At 42.8% G+C, this 21,894-nt stretch carries 23 protein-coding genes; 4 read left to right on the forward strand and 19 right to left on the reverse strand.

Annotated elements, in window-relative coordinates; translation table 11 throughout:
- Positions 1 to 263: 263 nt before the first annotated feature.
- From pdeM to J0654_RS12035, 4 genes are read right to left on the reverse strand one after another with little or no spacing between them, the layout of a single operon-like run.
- On the reverse strand, positions 264 to 890 hold the full coding sequence (gene pdeM / locus J0654_RS12020) for a ligase-associated DNA damage response endonuclease PdeM (protein ID WP_207029276.1): 627 nt from the start codon (positions 888 to 890) through the stop codon (positions 264 to 266).
- On the reverse strand, positions 887 to 3,349 hold the full coding sequence (locus tag J0654_RS12025) for a ligase-associated DNA damage response DEXH box helicase (protein ID WP_207029278.1): 2,463 nt from the start codon (positions 3,347 to 3,349) through the stop codon (positions 887 to 889). The genes pdeM and J0654_RS12025 overlap by 4 nt, the downstream gene beginning before the upstream one ends.
- Positions 3,350 to 4,960, reverse strand: coding sequence for an ATP-dependent DNA ligase (locus tag J0654_RS12030; RefSeq protein WP_207029280.1), 1,611 nt, complete (start codon positions 4,958 to 4,960; stop codon positions 3,350 to 3,352).
- On the reverse strand, positions 4,957 to 5,985 hold the full coding sequence (locus tag J0654_RS12035) for a ligase-associated DNA damage response exonuclease (RefSeq protein WP_207029282.1): 1,029 nt from the start codon (positions 5,983 to 5,985) through the stop codon (positions 4,957 to 4,959). Before J0654_RS12035 ends, J0654_RS12030 begins: the two co-directional genes overlap by 4 nt.
- Positions 5,986 to 6,075: 90 nt before the next feature.
- On the opposite strand from J0654_RS12035, the gene J0654_RS12040 reads away from it, so the two are divergent.
- Entirely contained in the window at positions 6,076 to 6,507 is a 432-nt protein-coding gene (locus J0654_RS12040) for a tellurite resistance TerB family protein (protein ID WP_207029284.1), read from the forward strand.
- On the opposite strand, the gene fbp is transcribed toward J0654_RS12040, so the two are convergent.
- Entirely contained in the window at positions 6,504 to 7,511 is a 1,008-nt protein-coding gene (gene fbp / locus J0654_RS12045; protein ID WP_207029286.1) for a class 1 fructose-bisphosphatase, read from the reverse strand. The genes J0654_RS12040 and fbp overlap by 4 nt on opposite strands.
- Before the next feature lie 111 nt (positions 7,512 to 7,622).
- On the opposite strand from fbp, the gene J0654_RS12050 reads away from it, so the two are divergent.
- The 3 genes from J0654_RS12050 (at position 7,623) to J0654_RS12060 (ending at position 11,282) form a co-directional block, all read left to right on the forward strand.
- Positions 7,623 to 8,105, forward strand: a complete 483-nt coding sequence (locus tag J0654_RS12050) for a GNAT family N-acetyltransferase (RefSeq protein WP_207029288.1) — start codon at positions 7,623 to 7,625, stop codon at positions 8,103 to 8,105.
- 27 nt (positions 8,106 to 8,132) lie between these two features.
- Positions 8,133 to 9,383, forward strand: a complete 1,251-nt coding sequence (locus J0654_RS12055) for an aspartate kinase (RefSeq protein ID WP_207029290.1) — start codon at positions 8,133 to 8,135, stop codon at positions 9,381 to 9,383.
- Between the two features lie 78 nt (positions 9,384 to 9,461).
- The gene (locus J0654_RS12060) at positions 9,462 to 11,282 is read left to right on the forward strand and encodes a GNAT family N-acyltransferase (protein WP_207029293.1); all 1,821 of its coding nucleotides are present in this window, start codon (positions 9,462 to 9,464) and stop codon (positions 11,280 to 11,282) included.
- Here J0654_RS12060 and J0654_RS12065 read toward each other — a convergent pair.
- The 14 genes from J0654_RS12065 to J0654_RS12130 all read right to left on the reverse strand — a co-directional run bounded on the left by J0654_RS12065 (position 11,279) and on the right by J0654_RS12130 (position 21,845).
- Positions 11,279 to 11,770, reverse strand: coding sequence for a GNAT family N-acetyltransferase (locus J0654_RS12065; protein WP_207029295.1), 492 nt, complete (start codon positions 11,768 to 11,770; stop codon positions 11,279 to 11,281). The genes J0654_RS12060 and J0654_RS12065 overlap by 4 nt on opposite strands.
- Positions 11,771 to 11,854: 84 nt before the next feature.
- Entirely contained in the window at positions 11,855 to 12,244 is a 390-nt protein-coding gene (locus J0654_RS12070; RefSeq protein ID WP_207029297.1) for a YtxH domain-containing protein, read from the reverse strand.
- Between the two features lie 51 nt (positions 12,245 to 12,295).
- Positions 12,296 to 12,682: a VOC family protein gene (locus J0654_RS12075; protein WP_207029299.1), complete on the reverse strand. Its 387-nt coding sequence runs from the start codon at positions 12,680 to 12,682 to the stop codon at positions 12,296 to 12,298.
- Entirely contained in the window at positions 12,679 to 13,137 is a 459-nt protein-coding gene (locus tag J0654_RS12080; RefSeq protein ID WP_207029302.1) for a DUF1801 domain-containing protein, read from the reverse strand. Before J0654_RS12080 ends, J0654_RS12075 begins: the two co-directional genes overlap by 4 nt.
- Before the next feature lie 59 nt (positions 13,138 to 13,196).
- On the reverse strand, positions 13,197 to 14,129 hold the full coding sequence (locus J0654_RS12085) for a 2-hydroxyacid dehydrogenase (protein ID WP_207029304.1): 933 nt from the start codon (positions 14,127 to 14,129) through the stop codon (positions 13,197 to 13,199).
- A gap of 19 nt (positions 14,130 to 14,148) precedes the next feature.
- Positions 14,149 to 14,514 carry a cupin domain-containing protein gene (locus J0654_RS12090; protein ID WP_207029306.1) on the reverse strand — a complete coding sequence of 122 codons (366 nt, stop codon included), beginning with the start codon at positions 14,512 to 14,514 and terminating at the stop codon, positions 14,149 to 14,151.
- Between the two features lie 9 nt (positions 14,515 to 14,523).
- The gene (gene mgtE, locus J0654_RS12095) at positions 14,524 to 15,876 is read right to left on the reverse strand and encodes a magnesium transporter (RefSeq protein WP_207029308.1); all 1,353 of its coding nucleotides are present in this window, start codon (positions 15,874 to 15,876) and stop codon (positions 14,524 to 14,526) included.
- Complete coding sequence (gene rsmA / locus J0654_RS12100) at positions 15,863 to 16,735, reverse strand: 16S rRNA (adenine(1518)-N(6)/adenine(1519)-N(6))-dimethyltransferase RsmA (RefSeq protein ID WP_207029310.1); 873 nt, start codon at positions 16,733 to 16,735, stop codon at positions 15,863 to 15,865. Before rsmA ends, mgtE begins: the two co-directional genes overlap by 14 nt.
- A gap of 18 nt (positions 16,736 to 16,753) precedes the next feature.
- Positions 16,754 to 17,062 carry a gamma-glutamylcyclotransferase family protein gene (locus J0654_RS12105; protein WP_207029312.1) on the reverse strand — a complete coding sequence of 103 codons (309 nt, stop codon included), beginning with the start codon at positions 17,060 to 17,062 and terminating at the stop codon, positions 16,754 to 16,756.
- A gap of 4 nt (positions 17,063 to 17,066) precedes the next feature.
- A complete protein-coding gene (locus tag J0654_RS12110; protein ID WP_207029313.1) occupies positions 17,067 to 17,384 on the reverse strand; it encodes a DUF4286 family protein in 318 nt (105 codons plus the stop codon).
- Between the two features lie 36 nt (positions 17,385 to 17,420).
- Complete coding sequence (locus tag J0654_RS12115) at positions 17,421 to 19,220, reverse strand: tetratricopeptide repeat protein (protein WP_417949005.1); 1,800 nt, start codon at positions 19,218 to 19,220, stop codon at positions 17,421 to 17,423.
- Positions 19,221 to 19,433: 213 nt separating this feature from the next.
- The gene (serS, locus tag J0654_RS12120; RefSeq protein WP_207029315.1) at positions 19,434 to 20,705 is read right to left on the reverse strand and encodes a serine--tRNA ligase; all 1,272 of its coding nucleotides are present in this window, start codon (positions 20,703 to 20,705) and stop codon (positions 19,434 to 19,436) included.
- Positions 20,706 to 20,732: 27 nt separating this feature from the next.
- Positions 20,733 to 20,915 carry a hypothetical protein gene (locus J0654_RS12125; protein ID WP_207029628.1) on the reverse strand — a complete coding sequence of 61 codons (183 nt, stop codon included), beginning with the start codon at positions 20,913 to 20,915 and terminating at the stop codon, positions 20,733 to 20,735.
- On the reverse strand, positions 20,916 to 21,845 hold the full coding sequence (locus J0654_RS12130) for a bifunctional riboflavin kinase/FAD synthetase (RefSeq protein ID WP_207029317.1): 930 nt from the start codon (positions 21,843 to 21,845) through the stop codon (positions 20,916 to 20,918).
- Between the last annotated feature and the right edge of the window lie 49 nt (positions 21,846 to 21,894).

The raw sequence follows: 21,894 nt of genomic DNA on the forward strand, positions 1-21,894 counted from the left end.
AACCGCGAAAAGCTTTACTAAAAATGTTTTTTTGCGTTTCTCGTCCTTGCTGAAAAATACCTGGCCATTCTGAGTAAAACGAAGAATCTGTTGGTTACAGATAGGCCAAAAGCTTAACCTAATCGGCACGACTTATCTCAAATAAAGGGTGTGTCATTCCGCACCCGATGCGGAATCCATATGCTTTTAAGTGGATTCCTGCTTTCGCATGAATGACAATTGGCTACAGGTCCCTGAGCAGAGTCGAAAGGACATTGTGGTTTTTAAACCTTAATAATGCTATCCTCCACAATGGCATACACTTCATCCGAATCTTTAGGGTCAAGGGAATGAGTACCCGTGAATTGACCAAAGGCAGGCAAGATCATTTGGTTGCTGGACTTAAAAAAGCAGGGCAGTTTTATGCGTTCCCTTCCAAAACCCTTGAGTTTTATGGATGGGTGTATATGTCCGCAAAACGTAAAGTACTCTTCTCTTTCCTCAGGATGATGGGTCAATAGAAAAGAACCAATAACCAACTCTGGAAATATGGAAATCTTGAGCTTTTCGAATTTTTCAGGCGCAATAACGTCATGGTTGCCGGCCACCAATAGTATTTCGGCAGGCGTTTTGCCCACCCAATTTTCAAACAATTCCCACTCTTTGTTCAACGATGAATGAAAGAGGTCACCCAAAAAACAGATCTGAAAGGGTTGAAAATCGGAAACGATCTTATCCAGAAGCAGAAAGTTTTTGTGTATGGCCTTTCGGGGAACGGCAGCTCCGAACTTTCTAAAATGGGATACCTTGCCCAAATGCACATCACTGATCAGCAAAAGTGATTTTTCCTCCCAAAACAGTCCACCCAAAGGGTGGAGTTGAAAATCTTGATTATGGATCGTTAGCTTCATTTGGTCAATTTAACCATCATTCGTTTAATACGGTCCGCCAATTTTTCGTTGGACAATTTTTCTCGTAACCTATCTGTGATGATGGGAAAGGAGAGAGGGGTGGGCTGCGAACACGGCTTCCATACGATTTCTTGTTGGGCAATCCGTTCCAGGGCCAAACGTAATCGGCCCTCCTCCAATTGATGCTCAAAAGTTTCGGTGTAGGCCTGCTGGTAGAGCAAATTATCATCCTCAAAATCACGGAAAACATCAAACAGTAATTCCGAACTGCTTTGCAGATGTTTCATTTTGATTCCTTTTTCGGGATATCCGGTGAACACCATTCCGCTGATTACGGCAATGTCACGGAATTTTCTACGCGCCATTTCGTTGGAGTTCAAACTTTTTTGAAGGTCGGACAACATATATTCCGGTGTAAAAAGGTTGTTGTCCAAAATTTCCTGAATATCAATTTCCCTGTCCGATAGCAATTCAAATCCATAATCGTTAAACGCAAGGGAACAGGTAATAGGCCTCAGCAGGCTGATGCGATAGGCCAATAAACTGCTCATTCCCTCATGGATGGCCCTGCCTTCAAACGGGTAGAACATATGGTGGTAGCCATCCCGAGTTTTGAAGGTCTCAATCAAAAATTGATGGGGCTGCGGAACAATGCTTTCTTCCCGTTGTTTGGCAAACATAGGTTGTAGCGCTTGGATTTCTTCCGACTGGTCCGAAAAATCCAACGCTGCGGTGTACAGCTCTTGTCGCAACAGCTCGGACATTTTTGCGGAAAAGCTCAAGCGCCCGCCCATCCAGCTGGGTACTTTGTTTGTCCTTTTTTTGGAGTTGCGCACGTGCGCGGCCATCCCCTTGATCCTTATAAATTCCAGATTTCGACCTGCAAAGGTGAAGACGTCGCCAGGGCTCAATTTGGAGATGAAGTATTCCTCAATACTACCAATGTACCCCCCTTTTTGATATCGTACTGAAATTGTGGCGTCCCCGACAATGGTTCCGATCTGGAAACGATGCCGCATCGCCACTGCCCTGCTGTTCACTTTAAATTTGCCATCTTCTTCGACTTCTACTTTTTTGTATTCGTCGTAACTCTTCAGACTTTGGCTACCCATTACCAAAAAATTGAGCAACCATTGCCATTGTTCTTCGGTCAAGGTCTGATAACAGAATGTTTGTTTGATCTCGGGATAGATTTCATCAGGATAAAACCCATCCGATACTGCCAAGGTGGTCAAATACTGGATGAGGACATCGAAACTGCTCAAGTAGGGAATACGGTCTTCCACGGCACTGTTCAAAACCGCTTTTTGCATGGCCGAGGCCTCAACCAATTCAATAGCGTGCGTGGGCAAAAAATAAATGACGCTTTCCTTACCCGGTCTGTGGCCGCTGCGCCCCGCGCGTTGTAAAAACCGGGCCACCCCTTTGGGTCCGCCAATCTGTATCACCGTTTCCACGGGTGCAAAATCGACACCCAGATCCAAGCTCGATGTGCAGACCACGGCCTTTAGGCTTTCGTTGCGAATAGCCTGTTCCACCCAAAGGCGGGTTTCTTTATTGATGCTACCATGGTGCATTGCCATTTCTCCGGCGAACTCTGGATATTTTTCCAGTATTTTCTGAAACCAAATCTCGCATTGGCTTCGCGTGTTGGTGAAGAGCAAAGTGGTTTTACTGTTGTTAATAATGGGAACAACCTGATCCAAAAGGTGCAATCCCAAATGCCCACGCCAAGGAAAGGTTTCCATTTTACTTGGAATAATACTTTTTACCGTGATTTTTTTGTTGAGGTCGGCCTTAACGAGCATGGAATTTTCCAATTCCGGGGATGTTGGTCCCAACAAGACTTCACGGGCTTGCTCCAGGTTTCCAATAGTGGCCGATATACCCCAAATCCGTAATGTTTCACAGACCGTTTTTAGTCGGGATAGGCCCAACTCCATTTGAACACCTCGCTTGGTGCCCAATAGTTCGTGCCATTCATCTACCACAATAGCGGAGCAGTCCTTGAAGGTTTTTTCGTAGCCTTTGGATGATAGCAACAATTGTAAACTTTCGGGGGTAGTAATCAATAGGTCGGGCATGTTGGTGCGCATTTTTGCCCTTTCTTTTGCCGAAGTATCCCCCGTTCGGATACCCACGGTCATTTGGGTTCCCAGATCTTTGGTGATGCGTTCCGCAGATTGTTTTATTTCTTGGGAAAGTGCCCGTAATGGCGTGATCCAAATAGCTTTTAGCCCTTTTTTATGCTTAGTCTTATAGTTTGGATGGTTTTTGATGTAGTTGAGTACGATCGGAAACCAAAGGGCATAGGTTTTTCCACTACCGGTGGGCGCATTTAAAAGCCCGTGCTTACCATCTAAAAATGCTTTCCAAGTCTCTTTTTGAAAAGGAAAGGGTTTCCAGTTTTGATCTTGGAACCAATTTTCGGCAATTTGAAAAAGTTCTTTTTGCTTCATTTAGATAATCAAACTTTTTAGGTCGTCCAAAGAATTGGCCTCTTCGATTTTTTTATCCTTTCTCCAGCGTAAAATTCTGGGAAAGCGTGTTGCTACACCACTTTTATGGCGCTTGGAGGGAGCAATGCCTTCAAAGGCGATTTCAAAAACATGATGAGGGGTAACGCTTCTCACGGGACCAAAGCGTTCCAACGTATTTTTCTTGATCCAGGCATCCACTTGCCGAAATTCTTTGTCCGTAAGTCCCGAGTAGGCTTTGGCAAAGGTGACCAGTTCTTTTTCACCCTGTTCGTTTTCATCCCAGAGTGCAAAGGTGTAATCGGTGAACAGGTTACTTCGCCGACCATGGCCCCGCATGGCGTAGGTGAGTACTGCATCGATGGTAAGCGGGTCGACCTTCCATTTCCACCAATCGCCTTTTTTTCGTCCTACTTGGTAGGTGGAGTCGTTACGTTTGAGCATCAGGCCTTCACTATGTTTTTCTCTGGACAAGCCCCTTTCTTGGGCAACATTGTCCCAAGAATTGAATTGCATCCGTTCGGATAAAAGCAAGGGTATGGCTCCCTTGTTTGATTTCATCGTGTTTTTGTAAAATGCTTCGAGGATATCCCTTCGCTCCAAATAGCTTTTGTCCCTGACGTCTTTTCCTTTCCACTCCAACAAATCATAAACCTTCAATTTGACCGGGATTTTTTCCAAAAGTGATCTTGAAATGTTCTTTCGCCCAATTCGGGTCTGTAAATCTTTAAAAGTACCGATTTCACCTTTGGGATACGGCAGCAATTCCCCATCCAACACAGTTCCGTTGGGAACAACGCCCACAAATGCCTCAAACTCTGGATATTTGTCGGTGACCAGTTCTTCCCCTCGGCTCCAAACAAATAGTTCATCATTACGTAGAATGACCTGGCACCGAATACCGTCCCATTTGTGCTCTGCGGACCATTGGTTGACATTTCCCAGTTCAGAAACATCGTCTTCCACAGCATATGCCAAAAAGAAAGGATAGGGTTTGGATAGGTAATCGCTCTCCTTTTCTTCCAAAACCAGATGGTGGAAGGTAATACGGTTCGGGTTCCAATTCCCCATTAATTTATAAGCTAAAATATCCTCTTCGATACCTGTGGCTTTTGAAAGTGCACGGGTCATTAATTTTTGGCTGACCCCGATTCTAAAGCTGCCCGTAATCAACTTGTTGAAGACAAAACGCTCGTAATAATCCAGCACGGACCAATGCTGGAAAAGGTATTTCTTTTTCTCTGTTTCTGGTTTTTGTTTCAATGCTAGCATCTCTTGCAAAAAGAACGTTAATGATTTGTCAGTGCCTTGTTCTGTAGAGGGCACCACCAAGGCTATGGTCTCGGCCAAATCGCCAACAATGTGACAGCTTTCCTCGAACAACCATGTTGGTATCTTTGATAGTTCAGCGGCCCAAGTACGCAATAGGGTTGTGTTTACCGGGCGCGGAGGCCTTCTATGGGAAAGAATGGCTATGGTCCAAACCTTATCCTGGTCGCTGGCTTCTTTAAAATATTGGGACAGCGCTTGCACCTTTACATTGGTTTTGTTGGTGCCGTCCAAAGTTTTTATGAGTTGGGCAAACTGTTTCATTCTGCTTCCGATTTTTCTTTTTCCGAAGTATTGATCTCGGACAGTTCGCCTTCATATTGAGTGGCTTCGGTTCGGGCATCGTAGCCAAGTTCCATCAAATATTTGGAGAAAATATCGATGTAGCCATGGGTGCATATTACTTTTTCTGCTCCAGTGGCTTCGACGGTCTCCAGTAGTCCTTTCCAATCACAATGGTCGCTCAGCACAAAACCTTTGTCTATGGCCCTGCGTCTTCGCGCTCCCCTAAAGGCCATCCAACCACTGGCCGTGGCCGTAACATAAGGGACCATTTTTTTAATCCATGTGCTTCCATGTGCACTTGGTGGAGCAACAACAATGTTACCTAAAAGTTCGGCTTTCTTGGTTTCCCTTGTGATCAAATGAGTTGGTGGTAAATCAATCAAGGGACGCAGTACATCCGTCATATTTTCCACTGCCCCATGTGTATATATTTTGCCTATGGAAGTGTCCAAATGCTTGATCAGACGTTGTGCCTTGCCGAGAGAATACCCAAAAAGAACTGAGGTTTTTCCTTCCGATCGGTTCTGTGCCCACCATTGGTTAATGTCATCGAACACTTCTTGCTGCGGTCTCCACTGAAAAGCGGGCAATCCGAAGGTGCATTCGGTAATGAAAGTATTACATTTCACAAGCTCAAAAGGGGTTGTGACCCCATCATCTTCGATTTTATAATCTCCGGTAAAGACCCATACTTCACCTTTGTGTTCTACTCTTATTTGCGAAGACCCAACAATGTGCCCTGCAGGGTGAAAACTAAATTTTACATTATTTACGGTAAATGTTTCACCCCAATCTTTTCCAGAAATGTGTACTTCTCCAATACGATGCTGTACTATGGGTATATTCTTATGGTGAGTGATGTATTTTTTATGCCCCCAACGGCTGTGGTCGGCATGCCCATGTGAAATAATGGCCTTGTCCACTGGTTTCCAAGGATCCAAATAAACATCCGCTTCTTTACAATAAATTCCTTTGGAGGTGAATTGGAGCAAAGGTGTTTTCATAGCAGGGGTAAATTACAAATTTCTTTTGGTGACTTTTTTCATATTTTAATCTGTTTTAAAAATTTATATTTGTGCCACAAAATTTTCGATATGCCAATTTTAGATTTATACGAGCACGGAGATCACAGGACAAATTTGGCCCATTTTGCCACTTTGGCAAGTTTGGCAGCTGTTGATGGGGATATCAACGAAAAGGAGATGGCCGTTTTGGAAAAATTTGCCTTTAAGCTCAATATTAGTGAGGATGAGTTTAAGGAGGTAATGAAAAGGGAGAACAAATATCCTATTGAAACTCCACATAGTGGCGAAAAAAGATTTAAAAGGCTATTCGAGTTTTTCCAGATTATTTTTTCTGATCATTATATAGATGATGATGAGCGCAAGATTGTTGAAAAATATGCCGTTGGTTTAGGTTTTGCCCCTAAAAAAGCATCCGAAATCATCGATAAGTCCATCGCTATTTTCTCTGGTCAGATTGCCTTCGAAGATTACCATGTATTGATAAAGCGTGAGTGTAACTAGGCATTGGCCATAAACTCCTCCGCTTTTTCGACCATTTGTTTGCTTCCACAGAAAAAAGGTACGCGTTCGTGCAACTCGGTAGGTTGTATGTCCATGATGCGCTGGTATCCATCGCTGGCCTTTCCTTTGGCTTGTTCGGCCAAAAAAGCCATAGGGTTGCATTCGTACAATAACCGTAATTTTCCATTTTGGGCTTTGCTGCTTTTGGGGTACATGTAAATACCTCCCTTGATCATGTTACGGTGAAAATCCGAAACAAGAGATCCTATGTATCTTGAGGTGTAAGGTCTGTCACCTTCTTCCATTTGACAGTACTTAATATAATCCTTGACCCCTTGTGGAAAATGAATGTAATTTCCTTCGTTCACCGAATAAATTTTGCCTGTTTCAGGGAACTGCATATCTGGATGGGATAAATAAAAAGTACCCAGAGCTGGGTTCAAGGTAAAACCATTGACACCATCTCCGGTGGTATAGACCAACATGGTCGACGTTCCATAAATAATGTATCCTGCAGCTATCTGGTTTCTTCCAGGTTGTAGGAAGTCTTCCAATGTTACAGGAGTGCCCTCCGGGGTTACCCGTCTGTAAATCGAAAAAATGGTTCCTACGGAAACGTTTACATCAATATTGGAGGAGCCATCCAAAGGATCAATAAGTACAACATACTTGTTCTTGTGCTGTTTGTCAAAGCTGTTAATACTGATAAAATCATCTTCTTCCTCAGAAGCGATTCCGCATACAATTTCGCGATTCTTTAAGGTTTGAATAAACTTTTCATTGGCAAGGACATCTAATTTTTGCTGGTTTTCACCTTGGATATTAGTGTCCCCAGCGGCACCGATAATATCTACCAATCCCGCTTTGTTAACTTCGTGATTCACTACTTTTGCAGCCAAACGGATGCCGTTCAACAGTCGTGATAGTTCCCCGGAAGTGTATTGAAATGAGTTTTGATTGGCGATAATGAATTCGCCAAGAGTGCGATGTTGCTTTTCAAACATGGAAAGGCTGTTTTATTTATGGACAAATATCGGGCATTTTGTGAAACTACAACGTTTTCGAAAGACTTTAATTATGTAATTTTATAACTTTGAGTTTTATTTGTAACAATTATGGAATATACAATCAGAGAGGCCAAACCAGAGGATATGGGGCAAGTATTAAGCTTGATACAGGAACTGGCAAATTTTGAAAAGGAACCGGATGCAGTGGAAATCTCGAAAGAGGATTTGGTAACCCATGGTTTTGGGACAAAAAAGATGTTCCATTGTTTTGTTGCCGATACCCAAGATGGCATAGCGGGCATAGCCTTGGTATACCCCCGATATTCCACCTGGAAAGGTCCTGCCATTCATTTGGAGGATTTAATCGTGTCCGAAAAGATGCGTGGAAGCGGTCTCGGGACGGCTTTGCTGGATGAGGTGGTAAAGTACGGAGATAGTTTGGGCGTAAAACGCATCTGCTGGGAAGTTCTGGATTGGAACGAACCTGCCATCGAGTTTTATGAGAAGAAAGGGGCAAATGTCCTAAGGGATTGGGATGTGGTTCAATTGGATGAAAAAGGAATCAAAAATTATATCGAAAGCCTGAACTAGGCATTCAAAATTCAAGAATATAAATACATGAGGGTATTTAAGTTTGGAGGAGCATCCGTTAAAGATGCTGATGCGGTTAAAAATGTGGTCAACGTTTTACAGGAAGTGGGGTATAACGATACCTTGGTGGTCATTTCCGCCATGGGAAAAATGACCAACGCTATGGAAAAAGTGGTGGAATCCTACTTTAACGACAAGGATGAGGTCAATGCCTCCATTCAGGAGGTGATTGATTATCATAACGGGATATTGTCCGAACTTTTCCAAAACCCGAACCATCCTGTTTATACTAAAGTGAAAGGTCTTTTTGAAGAAGTAAAGGGATTCTTGGCTTGGAACAAATCACCCAAATATGGATTTGTATATGATCAAGTGGTATGCTACGGGGAACTGCTGTCCACAACCATTGTTAGTGCATATTTGAACGAGGTCGGTGTTTCCAATACTTGGTTGGATGTTAGAACACTCATTAAAACGGACAACAGTTATAGGGATGCCCAAGTACAATGGGAACGTACCCAAGAGGAAGTCGTGTCCAGAGTAGATGTTTCCAAATTAAATATCACCCAAGGATTTTTGGGGAGCGACGACAATAACTTTACCACTACTTTGGGTAGGGAAGGCTCCGATTATTCTGCCGCAATCCTGGCCTATTGCCTTAATGCGGAATCGGTTACCATTTGGAAAGATGTTCCTGGAGTCTTAAATGCCGACCCTAGAAATTTTGAGAATGCCCAATTATTGGACAAAATATCGTACCGTGAGGCCATAGAGCTCGCATTTTACGGAGCTTCCGTAATTCACCCAAAAACATTGCAACCCTTACAGCGCAAGGAAATCCCTTTAAAGGTAAAATCCTTTGTAAACCCTAAGGACAAAGGCACAACAGTGGGTAAAGGAAATGGCATTGAGCCAAAGGTGCCCTGTTTTATAGTAAAGAAGAATCAGGTATTGTTGAAACTTTCTTCTCTTGATTTTTCCTTCATAGTAGAGAATAATATCAGTGAAATCTTCAAGTTGTTCCACGACCACAGATTAAAAGTGGACCTTATACAGAACTCAGCCATTAGTTTTTCTGTTTGCTTGGACAATAAATTCCGGGGATTACCGCCTTTGTTGGACGAACTTAAGCGAAAATTTAAAGTGGTCTGTCATGAAGATGTATCACTGTATACCATTCGCCATTTTAATGATGAATCGGTCAAATCCCTTCAAAATGGAAAGTCCGTATTGGTAGAGCAAAGAGGTAAGGAAACGGTTCAATTGGTTGTTAAGTAAGAGCTTATGCCCAATAGTTAGGTAAAAAGGCCTATAGGGTTTATTTTCTATCTTTACAGGGACCTAAATACTTTTTCTATGGGCTTGGTTTCTGCTAAAGAGGTGGCGAAAGTCATCCATCTGGACAAATATGGCGTTTTGGGCACTTTTGTGGGATGGCTTTTAATGGTAGCTACCAGAATTAGCACTATCAACAGATTTTACGACAAGAACAAGGACCTTTCAGGGCCCGAATTCCTTGATTCCATCTTAGATCATTACGAAATCGACTTCGAAATTCCGGAAGAGGACATTAAACGTTTGCCCAAATCTGGCCCGTATATCACAATCAGTAACCATCCGTTGGGCGGTATTGATGGGGTGTTGTTGCTTAAATTATTACTGAACGAGCGACCCGATTATAAAATAATCGCCAACTTTTTATTGCATCGCATAGAGCCATTAAGGCCTTATATAATGCCAGTGAATCCTTTTGAAAACCATAAGGATGCCAAGAGCAGTATCGCAGGTTTTAAAAATGCGCTCAAACATTTAAGGGATGGTCACCCGTTGGGGATTTTCCCGGCAGGAGAAGTTTCTACCTATCGTGATGGGAAGTTGGTTGTTGACCGTCCGTGGGAGGAAGCGGCCATAAAATTGATACGAAAAGCAGAGGTACCTGTTGTGCCCATTTATTTTCATGCACGGAACAGCAGGTTGTTTTACCGGTTGTCCAAAATTGATGATGTATTCCGCACCGCTAAATTGCCTTCGGAACTTACTTCGCAGAGTTTGCGTCCCATTAAGGTTAGAATAGGTCAGCCTATTTCGGTAAATACGCAAAATGAGGAAGAAACTTTGGAAGGTTTTGCGGAGTTGCTCCGTAAAAAAACGTATTTGTTGGCCAATGTTTTTGAAAAGGAGCGGTTTATTGATAAGGTGCCTACGTCGTTGAAAATTCCAAAACCACCCAAAAAAATAGCCACTGCCATCAGTGCAAAGGTGTTGGAAGGCGAGATTGAAAAATTACGAGAGAAAGATTGTCGTATGCTGCAAAGCAAAAATTACGAGGTTTTTCTTGCCCAGGCCAAGGACATGCCTTTTTGCTTGAACGAGATCGGCCGGCAGCGTGAGGTTACCTTTAGAGAAGTGGGCGAGGGGACCAACAATGCCATAGATCTGGATAAGTTTGATTCGTATTACCACCATTTGTTCTTGTGGGACAATGATACCAAAACCATTGTTGGCGCCTACAGAATGGGATTGGGTTCGGAAATCTTTAAAAATTATGGGATCGATGGTTTTTATCTTCAAGACCTGTTCCGGTTTGAACCCGAGCTCTATGGTATGATGGAGAAATCCATTGAGATGGGAAGGGCATACATTGTAAAGGAATATCAGCAAAAACCTATGCCCCTGTTTTTACTCTGGAAGGGAATCGTCCATACGACTTTGAGACACCCGGAGCATAAATATTTGATAGGGGGGGTAAGTATCAGTAATCAATTCTCCAATTTTTCCAAGTCGTTGATGATCGAGTTTATGAAATCCAATTACTGGGATCCTTATGTTGCACAATATATTCGTCCTAAAAAGGAATTCAAGGTAAAACTTAAGGATGCCGATAAGGAGTTTGTTTTCGACGAAACACAGGCCGACCTGAACAAATTTGACAAACTGATCAGTGAAGTGGAGCCAGGGAGTTTACGGTTGCCCGTATTGATCAAAAAATATATCAAACAAAATGCCAAGGTGGTGGCCTTTAATGTGGACCCCTTGTTCAATAACTCTGTGGATGGGTTAATGTATATCCGAATTGCGGATTTACCTGAAAGTACCGTTAAACCAGTGATGGAAGAATTCCAGGCCGAGTTGGAACGAAAGGTGGCAGAAGGAAATGGGCCGCCAGAGGAGGATTAATCGACACCGACGTTGCAACTGCGTTTCTCGAACAGTAAATTGTCTTTCCAGACTCCATGGATTTTGCCCACACGTTCCCGTTTGCCAATATAGCGAAAGCCCATTTTTTCGTGTAATTTGATGCTTGCCGTATTCTCAGGGAATATTCCTGATTGTAGCGTCCAAAAACCAGCCCTTTCACTTTCGTCGATCAAATGCTGCATCAGTAATTTACCAACACCCTTACCACGACTTTTGTCCGAAATATAAATGCTCACCTCCCCGACACCGCCATAAACACATCGACTGGAAACAGGGGAAAGTGCCGCCCAACCCATGATTTCGCCATCCGTTTCAGCGATTAAACGGCATTTGCGGGAATGGGCATTGTCCCAATGTTCGTAAGTAGGTGACTGGGTCTCAAAAGTGGCAAATCCTGTGGCTATTCCTTCCAAATATATTCTGGAGACTTCTTCCCAGTCCGAAGTTTTCATATTTCTAATAACCATATGTATAATAGGTATTATTGTAATATTACGATGAATAATGGTCTAAAAAAAGCCAGATGGTTATATCTGACTTTTAAATTCGTTTTACAGGCCCTTGAACCAACTCTGGAAGTACTCACCCACCAAGAAAACAGGTTTTTTATTCCCGTTGATGGCTCCTACCAAGCTAACAATCCATAAAATGAGTGGAAAAATCCATGCAATAAAGTTAATTACGGGAATAAGTCCCAAAACTAACCCGAGCAATCCAATACCTAAGGTTTGTCTTATGTAAAAAGAGCCAAGCTCTGTTTTGTTGCTGCTGTTCATTATTAGAGCAATTACCCATCCAATAAGGGTTAAGTGAGCAACAATGGCAACCGTTTTACCGCTTTCTGGGTTGGCAGGGTCAAAGGCTTTGTTCACATCCTCTTTAAAATCTTTTGCTGCTTCTTCAGCTTTATCGCCAAAGTCTTTTTTTTCTTCTTCTGACATGGTTCTAATGTGTTGGTTAATGTATGTTAAATGTAGCAAATAATTCACTATTTAAAGAAAGGCTTTATCAACAGGCTCCCAAAGTTCCAATTTGTTGCCTTCGGGATCTAGAATCCATCCAAATTTTCCATATTCATACTCTTCCATTTCACCTACAACCGTAACCCCTTCTTTTTTTAATACCTCTAGCAGTTCCGCCAAGTTTTCAACCCTAAAATTCATCATGAACTGTTTTTCGCTGGGCCTAAAGTATGCTGTTTTTTCATCCATAGGGCTCCATTGTGTAGAACAATCATTTCCTTCCTTGTCCTTCCACCAAAATGTGCATCCATATTGGTCAGTGTTCAATCCCAAATGATTTTTATACCATTCCTTAATGCTATTTGGGTCTTTGCTTTTAAAGAAAAACCCTCCTAATCCTGTTACTCTGTTTTTCATGATCTCTTGATATTTTTTTCATACAATGCAATCCATTCTTGCGGTGTCATTTTTTGGCAAAGCTCCGCTATCAACTCATAGGGTATGGTGTTGGTGTTTTTGAACCGGATACAACTTTTGCCCATATCCAGTTTTGTTTTTACATGTTTTGGATACGCTCCTACGAACCAATCATGGAGTTTTGTATCAGCATAAATTCCAGAGTGATATAACGCGATAAAGTTTTTCTGTGAAGCAATATTGATAAAAGGTAGTGGAAGCTTGGGGTTGCAATGATACCCATCTGGGTATAAAGTGTGGGGCACCACAAACCCTATCATTTTGTAATTGATGCACTCCTCGAAACCTTTTGGCAAGTTGTTTTTAACGGTATCCCGAAGTTTGGTAACGGCTTCTTTCCGCTCAACAGGGAGTTTTTCGATATACTCGTCCGGTGTTTTGGCATCTATGGTCATATCTGGTTAGGTTTTATCCAATGCCAGAGCCAAAAGCAGGGTAGAATTGGAACTTAAAGTTAAGAAAATCTTTCCTTTACTTTGTCCACAATGGTCTGTGCCAATTTTTCCTTGCTTTCCACAGTCCAACCTGCCACATGGGGGGTAAGCAATACATTCTTGGCCTTGCGTAGATATTTGAATGCCTTTGGTTTTTTGGCGAACATATTTTCAAAGGACTTTTTTTCGTATTCCAAGACGTCCAATCCTGCGCCGAGTATTTTGCCCGACTTTAAACCTTCCACTAAATCCTTCGTAACCACACATTTTCCTCGAGCTGTGTTCAGCAGCCAAAAAGGTTTGTGGAACCCTTCAATAAATTTGGAGTTTACCATACCAATGGTTTCTTGGGTCTCTGGAACGTGCAAACTGACTACATCTGATCGCTGTTGAAATTCCATGATACCAACTTGACGTGTATTTTCATCGCCCACACCTCCAACAATATCGTAACAGATGACCTCTACATCAAAGCCACGAAGCTTTTTGGCGAAGGCCTTGCCCATATTTCCGTAGCCAATAATGCCCACAGTTTTTCCATCCAGTTCTACGCCCCGGTTGTTCTCGCGCTTCCACTTTCCTTTTTTTACCTGGCGATTGGCTTTGCACATTTGGTTCATTATGGAAAGTAACATACCTAGGGTGTGTTCGCCTACCGCATTGCGATTGCCTTCTGGGGCAGATGCCAAAAATATATCCTTGTACTTGGCATAGTCTATATCTATATTCTCTAATCCAGCTCCGACCCTTCCAATAAATTTTAGGTTGGTGGCCTTGTCCAAAAACTGTTGGTCTATGGTAAACCTGCTTCGGATAATGATTCCATCGTAGTGGTGTATCTTTTTTTCGATTTCTTCTTTGGTCGAGGTATAGTCTTCGTGATTCTCATACCCAAGCTCTGCGAATTGCTCAATAAGCAAGGGATGATTGGTGTCGAGGTGGAGAACTTTCATGGGGGCAAATATACAATTCCTAGATTTTTGGGTAGTGGTTCTGTGTTTTTTCATGCTGTACATTCCCTGTATGAGCGGTGCTCATTTTTTCGAATAGGAGCACATGCACTTCTTCCCCGTTTTTGGTCATGGGATTGTGCTCTACACCTTTGGGTACCACGATGATTTCACCTTCGTTTACCACTTCGGTCCTATCGCGAAATTGCATGTACAGGGTACCTTTTACCACTTGAAACAATTCATCTTCGTTTTCATGGGCGTGCCAAACAAACTCACCCTGCAGTTTGGCCAAAAGCACTTGCATATCGTCTACCACTGCAATTTGATGTGGGTGCCATTGCTTGGTGAATTCTGCGTGTTTTTGTTTCAGATTGATCGGTTTCATGAAGTGGTTTTAAATCCCCAAGATCATTTTGGCTATCCAAAAATAGATAAGGATTCCGAATATATCGTTGCTCGTCGTGATAAAGGGCCCTGTGGCAATAGCTGGGTCAATATTTCTTTTGTGAAGGAACAAAGGAATAAAGGTTCCTATCAATCCAGCAACAACAATTACCACAACCAAGGATAGTGATATGGCCAAGGCTGTAGAAAAGGCATCTTTCCAAATCCATGTAAAGATTAAAAGCAAAATAGCGAGGATAAATCCATTTAAGAGCGCCAAAAGCATTTCTTTTAACAAATGGTTCCTAACGCTACCTTTTAAATCATCGTTGGCAAGACCTTGCACCACAATGGCACTGGATTGTACTCCTACGTTACCGGCCATCGCTGCAATCAGAGGTGTAAAGAAGAATAAAACAGCATGTTTCGAAATCATGTCCTCAAAAGTACCCATGATGGCTGCAGCCCCTAGTCCTCCTAAAAGTCCAAGTATCAACCAAGGCAAACGGGCACGGGTCAATATCCAAATACTATCGCTTACCTCAACGTCTTGGGAAATACCTGCCGCCATTTGATAATCCTTATCGGCTTCTTCACGGATTACATCCACAATGTCATCAATGGTGATACGCCCGACCAGTCTTCCTATTTCGTCTACCACGGGGATGGCCTCCAAATCGTACTTGGACATAATTTTGGCGACTTCCTCTCCTTTTTCGTTGACATTCACGGAATCCACCTTGGGAATGTAAATATCCTTGATATGGCTTTTGGTGGGTGCTGTAAGCAAATCTTTTAAGGAAAGTCTGCCCTTGAGTTTTCCCTCGTCGTCCACAACATATATAGAGTGGACTCTGGTCACATTTTCTGCTTGGGACCGCATTTCTTTAACACAGGATGTTACGGTCCAATTTTCGTTGACTTTCACCAACTCTTTCGCCATCAGACCACCAGCGGAATCATCTTCGTAACGCAAAAGGTCCACAATGTCCTTGGCGTGTTCGCGGTCCTCGATTTCCGAGATTACCTCTTGAACCAGTTCCTTGGGAAGTTCGTTGATGATATCGGCCGCGTCATCCGTGTCCAGTTCGGACAGCTCGCCTGCGATTTCTTTTGCGGTCAGGTTTTTAAGTACCGCCTCTCGGATATCCTCGTGCATTTCTGCAAGGATGTCCGAAGTTTTCTCGCTTTCCAGAAGTTTGATCAGGTAGGTGGCTTCTTCAACTTCAAGTTCATCCGCTATCTCGGCAACATCCGCATAGTGGAACTCCTTCATCATGGTTTGAAGCGCGGCGTTCTTTTTATCGGCAATCAGTTGCCTGATTTCTTCTAAAAGTTCGTCTGTGAGTTTAAATGGGGTCATTGGCTATCTTCTGTGTCAACGTTACAAAGTCAGCTACACTTAGCTGTTCGGGGCGTTGGTCAAAGATAGCATCTTCTTTTAGATTATCGGAAAGGTTGAAGGTTTTAAGACTATTGCGGATGGTTTTCCGCCTTTGGTTAAAAGCGGTTTTCACCACTTTAAAGAATAGGCGTTCATCGCAGGGGAGATTCAGTTCTTTTCTGCGCGTCAATCGTAGAACGCCCGAATCCACCTTTGGTGGTGGATCAAAAACCCCCGGTGGAACAGTGAACAAATACTCTGCTTTGTAATACGCTTGGACCAATACAGAAAGTATCCCGTAAGTTTTGCTCCCCGGTCCTTCGCAAATACGTTTGGCCACCTCTTTTTGAAACATTCCGGAAAATTCGGGGACCTGTTGCCTCATGTCCAACATTTTAAAAACAATCTGGCTGGAAATATTGTAAGGAAAGTTGCCTGTAATGGCGAATTGTTCCTCGCCATATAGTTCGGTAAGGTCGAATTTGAGGAAATCGGCCTCTATGACATTCAGACGGTTGTTTTGTTTTAGGATTGCGGCATGTTCCAAAGGAAAACTGTGGTTGAGGTACACAATGGATTCTTGGTCCAGGTCCATTGCCACTAGATCTAGATCCCGTTGCAGTAAATGTTTGGTAAGTACCCCCATTCCGGGACCTATCTCCAGTACATTTTTATAACCGTCCAACGATAGCGTCTGCGCAATTTTTTGGGCTACGGACTCATCTTTAAGGAAATGCTGGCCTAAATGCTTTTTTGCCTTTACGGCACCATCATTTTGTGTATGTTTTGGGTTGTATTGACCGCTGCTGGAGTACTTTTTTCGTTTCTTTTTGGACACGGATGGTTTTTTTGCAAGTTAGTCGGAATTTTCGATATAGATCCAAGCTTCATCCCCGGATTCCAACGAAAATTTTTGACGCTTGTAAGCGCTGGTTTCGTAAATATCCGCCTTTTTCAAGTCGGTTTCATTGACTTGGTAGGCTATTCCCATGACTTTGTCTTCGGGATTATTGGTGTTGATGACCAACGCATAACGACCGTAAACGGCATTTTCCAGTTTTTTGAATCCCAGTGCAGCATCGGTTCTTCCTTTGAGAAAGCGACCAAAAATATATTGCTGCACTTGCAGGTCCTGAAGCGTTCCATAGGAAAAAAGATATTCCAAAGGGCTAAGGTATTTGTTGACTGATGACTTCGAGTTCGGTTCTAAAGGCGACGAATTTGTTGGGAAACATTTTTTGGGCATCGGCACGCAAACGCTCCGCATCTTCTTTGTAATATGCTTCCAACGTGCCCCTGTCTTGCGTGGTGTATTGGACGGAATAGGTAATGCCACCCATATCTTCCTCCACCAAAACCTTGACCATTTTGGCATGGGAAAATTTTCCCGTTGCCAGCATATCGGGCAGGTGTTTGTCCTTCATCCAATCCAACCATTGGTCGTGGACACTTTCATCTATATTGATGGTAACATTATATATAAGCATTTGCCTTTTGTTTATTGGGGCTAAAGTAGGAAAGAATTAGTTAATGGCGTCCCCGCGCAGTCTCCTAAAATTCTTTCGGGCCTGAGGAAAGTAATAACTGTCCTGATAATTATAGATGATTTTCTCGTAATGGCTCTTGGCCTTTTCAGGTTCGTTCAGAATATTTTCATACAGTTCTCCAAGGGCAAAGTGGGCATCGTCCGCCAAAATACCATCAGCATAGAACTCTACAATTTTTTGATAGTTGAACTCGGCACCTTCATAGCTTTTTTGTTCCACTAAAAGTTCGGCTTGTTTTAGTAAAGCTTCGTCCTCGATTTTCTCCCCTTTATGGTTTTGTAAAATATCTTCAAGCTCCTCAATGGCTTCCTTGTCTTTATTTTGATAGGCCAGTAAGTCTGCCCTGGCATATTTTTTCAAGGCGGTTTGTGTGGAGTCTTCTAAAGAGTTGTCCGAAATAAGCAAGCTCAATTGCATAGCATCATTGGCGATAAGTTGCGATGTGGAACTCCGCAGTACTTTCAATTGAGTAAGGGCCCAGTCAAAATCGCCTTTGTAAAAGCTGGTCTGTGCCACTTTAAACCGTGCATCTTGACCAAGCACATCGTTTTTGACGCTTTTTTGAACTTGTGTAAAAAGGATCAAGGCTTCGTTGAACCTTTGATCGTACACAAGGATATCCCCAAGAGCCAATTTTACATAAGCCATTGTCATTCGTCCCATCGGGAGCTCCAAGCTTTCCTTGAGCATGGCAATGGCAGGTTCGGGCTCTTCTTTTTTGAAGGTAAGAAAGTTTGCGTAGGCAATCTGTAGCTGCAAGGTAATGCTCTGGTTGCCATACTCCGCTACCAAGTCTTCAAACTTTTCTTCCACATCCTCCAACACCTTTTCCGTAGGGTTTTCCAAGGCAATGTCTATTAGGTTGAGTTCTGCATTGAGCCTGGTTCTGGGATTTTCCGTGTTGTCCACGATATATTCGTAAATCTCGGTCGCGGTTTCCCACTCCTTATCCTCCAAAGCTATGCTGCCCAAATTTTCCAATCGATCAACGGATTGCCCCTCGCTACGTTTGTAGATGGCTTTTTCCTGACCAAAAGCACTGTTGTATTGCTTTTGCTGTACAAAAAGCCAGCTCAAGAGCTCGTTCCAAAGTATATCTGGAGCTTTCTGTGCATTTTGTAGCAAGACTTTTCGCAGCAGCACATTGTTTTCGTTGGATGGGTCCTCGGAAATAAAATCATCGATATTGCGCAGCACATTGGAGCGTGAGGTACGTCCTTCCCAAATAAGGTTGAGGTAGGATTGGTACATTTTTGCGATATCGCCCTGCTCACCATATATACGTGCCAACTGAAAATCGTAGTTGAGATCGGGCTTTAGTTCCATTGCCCGGGTATAGGCTTGTATGGCATAATCCAATAGGGCGTATTTTTGGAAACGATACCCAACGCTATATCCATAATTAGGATTGTCCTCTATTTTGTTGATGGCCCTATCATAATAGCTATTGGCCTTTTCAGCTTCATTTTTTAAGGTGAAATTGTACCCTAGTTCAATGTAAAAAGTAGGAAAAGCGTAACTGTCCTCTATTTTTTCAAGTAAAAAAGTCTCTGCATCATCGTAGCGTTCCAATTGTTGGTAGCAGGCCACCAATCCCTCGGCATAATCGGTACGCCTTGGGTTGGTATCCACCAATTTTTCGTAAAAAACCACGGCTTTCTCGTAATCACCATCCTTAAAGTATTGTTTGGCCAAGAAATCCTCTTGGGCCCATCCAATACCGCCGGATAAAATAAATATGAGAAATAAAAGACGTCGCAATGGGATGTGCATCATTAACAATTAATCAGAGTGTCTTGTCATTTCGAACGTAGTGAGAAATCCCATTTCAAGTTCAGGATTATGAGATTCCTCGTCACTTCGCTCTGTCGGAATGACATTTGTACTCAAAAAGACCTCTTGGATTTTAATCCATAGCGGTTTATTTCAAATATAACGCAGAAATGTGGGGGATTCTGTTAAGCGAATCCAAATTAATCGCAGAAAACCTTAATCGATGGTGTCAAAACCGCAATAAGGAACCAAGACTTCGGGTATTTTTATGCCCTCGTCGGTCTGATAGTTCTCCAAGATTCCTGCCAGTACTCTTGGCAATGCCAATGAGCTTCCGTTCAAGGTGTGGGCCAATTGACTTTTTCCGTTTTCGTCCTTGTAACGAAGCTTTAGGCGATTGGCCTGGAAGGTCTCAAAATTGGACACGGAGCTTATCTCCAACCACCGATCTTGTGCGGTCGAGAACACTTCAAAATCAAAGGTGAGTGCCGATGTGAAACCAAGGTCTCCCCCGCAAAGACGCAGAATACGGTAAGGTAATTTGAGTTCGCGAAGTATGTTTTTTACGTGCTCGACCATTTCATCTAAAGCTTGGTAGGAATTGTTCGGGTGTTCCATTCGTACGATTTCGACCTTGTCGAATTGGTGCAAACGGTTCAAACCGCGAACGTGCGCCCCGTAGCTTCCGGCTTCACGACGAAAACAAGGAGTGTAGCCGGTATATTTGATCGGGAAATCACTTTCTGCCAAAATATCACCTCTGTGCAAGTTGGTCACGGGAACTTCAGCCGTTGGAATAAGGTAGAGGTCATCTGCCTGAACATGATACATTTGGCCTTCCTTATCGGGTAACTGACCTGTTCCATAACCAGAATCTTCGTTGACCATTAATGGCACCTGCATTTCAGTGTAGCCAGCTTCGGCATTTTTGTCCAAGAAGTAGGCGATCAGGGCACGTTGCAAACGGGCACCTTTTCCTTTGTACACAGGAAAGCCAGCTCCTGTAATTTTAACGCCGAGCTCAAAATCGATGATGTCATATTTTTTTGCCAATTCCCAATGAGGAAGTGCTTTTTCCGATAAGGTCGGGATATCCCCTTCCTTGAAAACCTCTTCGTTGTCCTCCTCGGAATTGCCTGCAGGAACAGAGTCGTGAGGAACGTTGGGAATCAAATACAATTGCTGCTGAAGTTCATCGGCAACGGCGTTCAGGTCTTCCCCTAATTTTTTGGATGCTTCCTTGAGTCCAGCAGTTTTTTCCTTTAGAGCATTGGCCTCCTGTGCCTTTCCTGTTTTGAAAAGCATACCAATTTCCTTGGAAAGCTTGTTGGATTCGGCCAGGGTAGCATCCAGTTCGGTTTGGATGGAACGTCTTTTTTCGTCGAGTTCCAAAACCTTTGATATCATAGGTGCTGCATCGATGTTACGCTTTTTTAAAGCGGTAGTGATACTTTCTTTGTTTTCCCTGATGTTCTGTATTTGAAGCATGGCCTTGTTTTGAGCCGCAAATTTAATTTAATCTGAAGAAGTGCCCAACTTTATTCCAATGGAGAAGGCAGAATCCAATCGATGTGGGCAAAATGTTTGCACGGAACGCTGGCCAAATCCACATTCAGCACTGACCAATAGTCCATAAAATACCCTGAAAACCACAAGTTGTGCGATATCAATCTTTTTAAAAAGAAACTGGTTGATCATTTATTTGGAAATTAGATCCAAAGAGCGGCTTTTATCCTTTTTTAATTGTTCCTTAAGTTCTTCGACTGAATTGAACTTATGCTCGTCCCGTATGCGGTGTAGCAGTTCTACCTGAATCTTTTTGTTGTAGAGATCTCCTTCAAAGTCAAAGAAGTTAACCTCAATGCTTTTTTGGGAACCGTCCACAGTTGGGTTGAAACCGATATTCATCATTCCAAAATACTCTTGCCCTTCAATGGTACTTCTAACCACGTAAGCGCCGTTTTTTGGAATAAGTTTATAGGCTTCCTCAATATGAAGGTTAGCTGTTGGGAAACCAAAGTCCCTGCCCAAGCCTTTTCCTTTTTTAACGGTTCCAGTGAGCATGTACGCATAACTCAAGTAATTGTTGGCGGTTTCTACATCTCCATCCAAAAGTGCCTTTCTGATTTTTGTGGAACTCACGGAAACATCTTCTATTTCTTGGGCTGGAATTTCCTCAACTTCAAAGTCAAAAGTATTTCCAAAGGAAATCAGGTCCTGTATATTGGCATTTCGGTTACGGCCAAACCTATGGTCGTAACCAATGATTATTCTTTTTGCCTTGATGTTGTTCACAAGAATGTCGCGTACAAAATCTATTGCGGAAAGCCTTGAAAATTGCTTGGTAAACGGGTGGATGATCAAATAATCAAGCCCCAAGGTCTCCAAAATTTGCTTTTTTTCTTCGAGTGTGTTCAACAGTTTAATGTCCACATCTTTTTGCAATACCATTCGCGGATGCGGGAAAAAAGTGAGCACTGTGGATTTTAACCCTGTGTTTTTGGCATTGTTTGTGAGACGTTCAAGTATCTTGCGATGTCCAAGATGTACACCGTCAAAGGTGCCGATGGTCACCACTGTATGGTGCGGAATGTCCTTAAAATCAGAAATGTTGTGGATTGTTTCCAACTATCAAGAAATAAAAAAAGGCTTACATTTGAAATTATACTATGCCCTA

This window comes from Flagellimonas profundi (assembly GCF_017313275.1).
In the GTDB taxonomy this organism is placed as follows: domain Bacteria; phylum Bacteroidota; class Bacteroidia; order Flavobacteriales; family Flavobacteriaceae; genus Flagellimonas; species Flagellimonas profundi.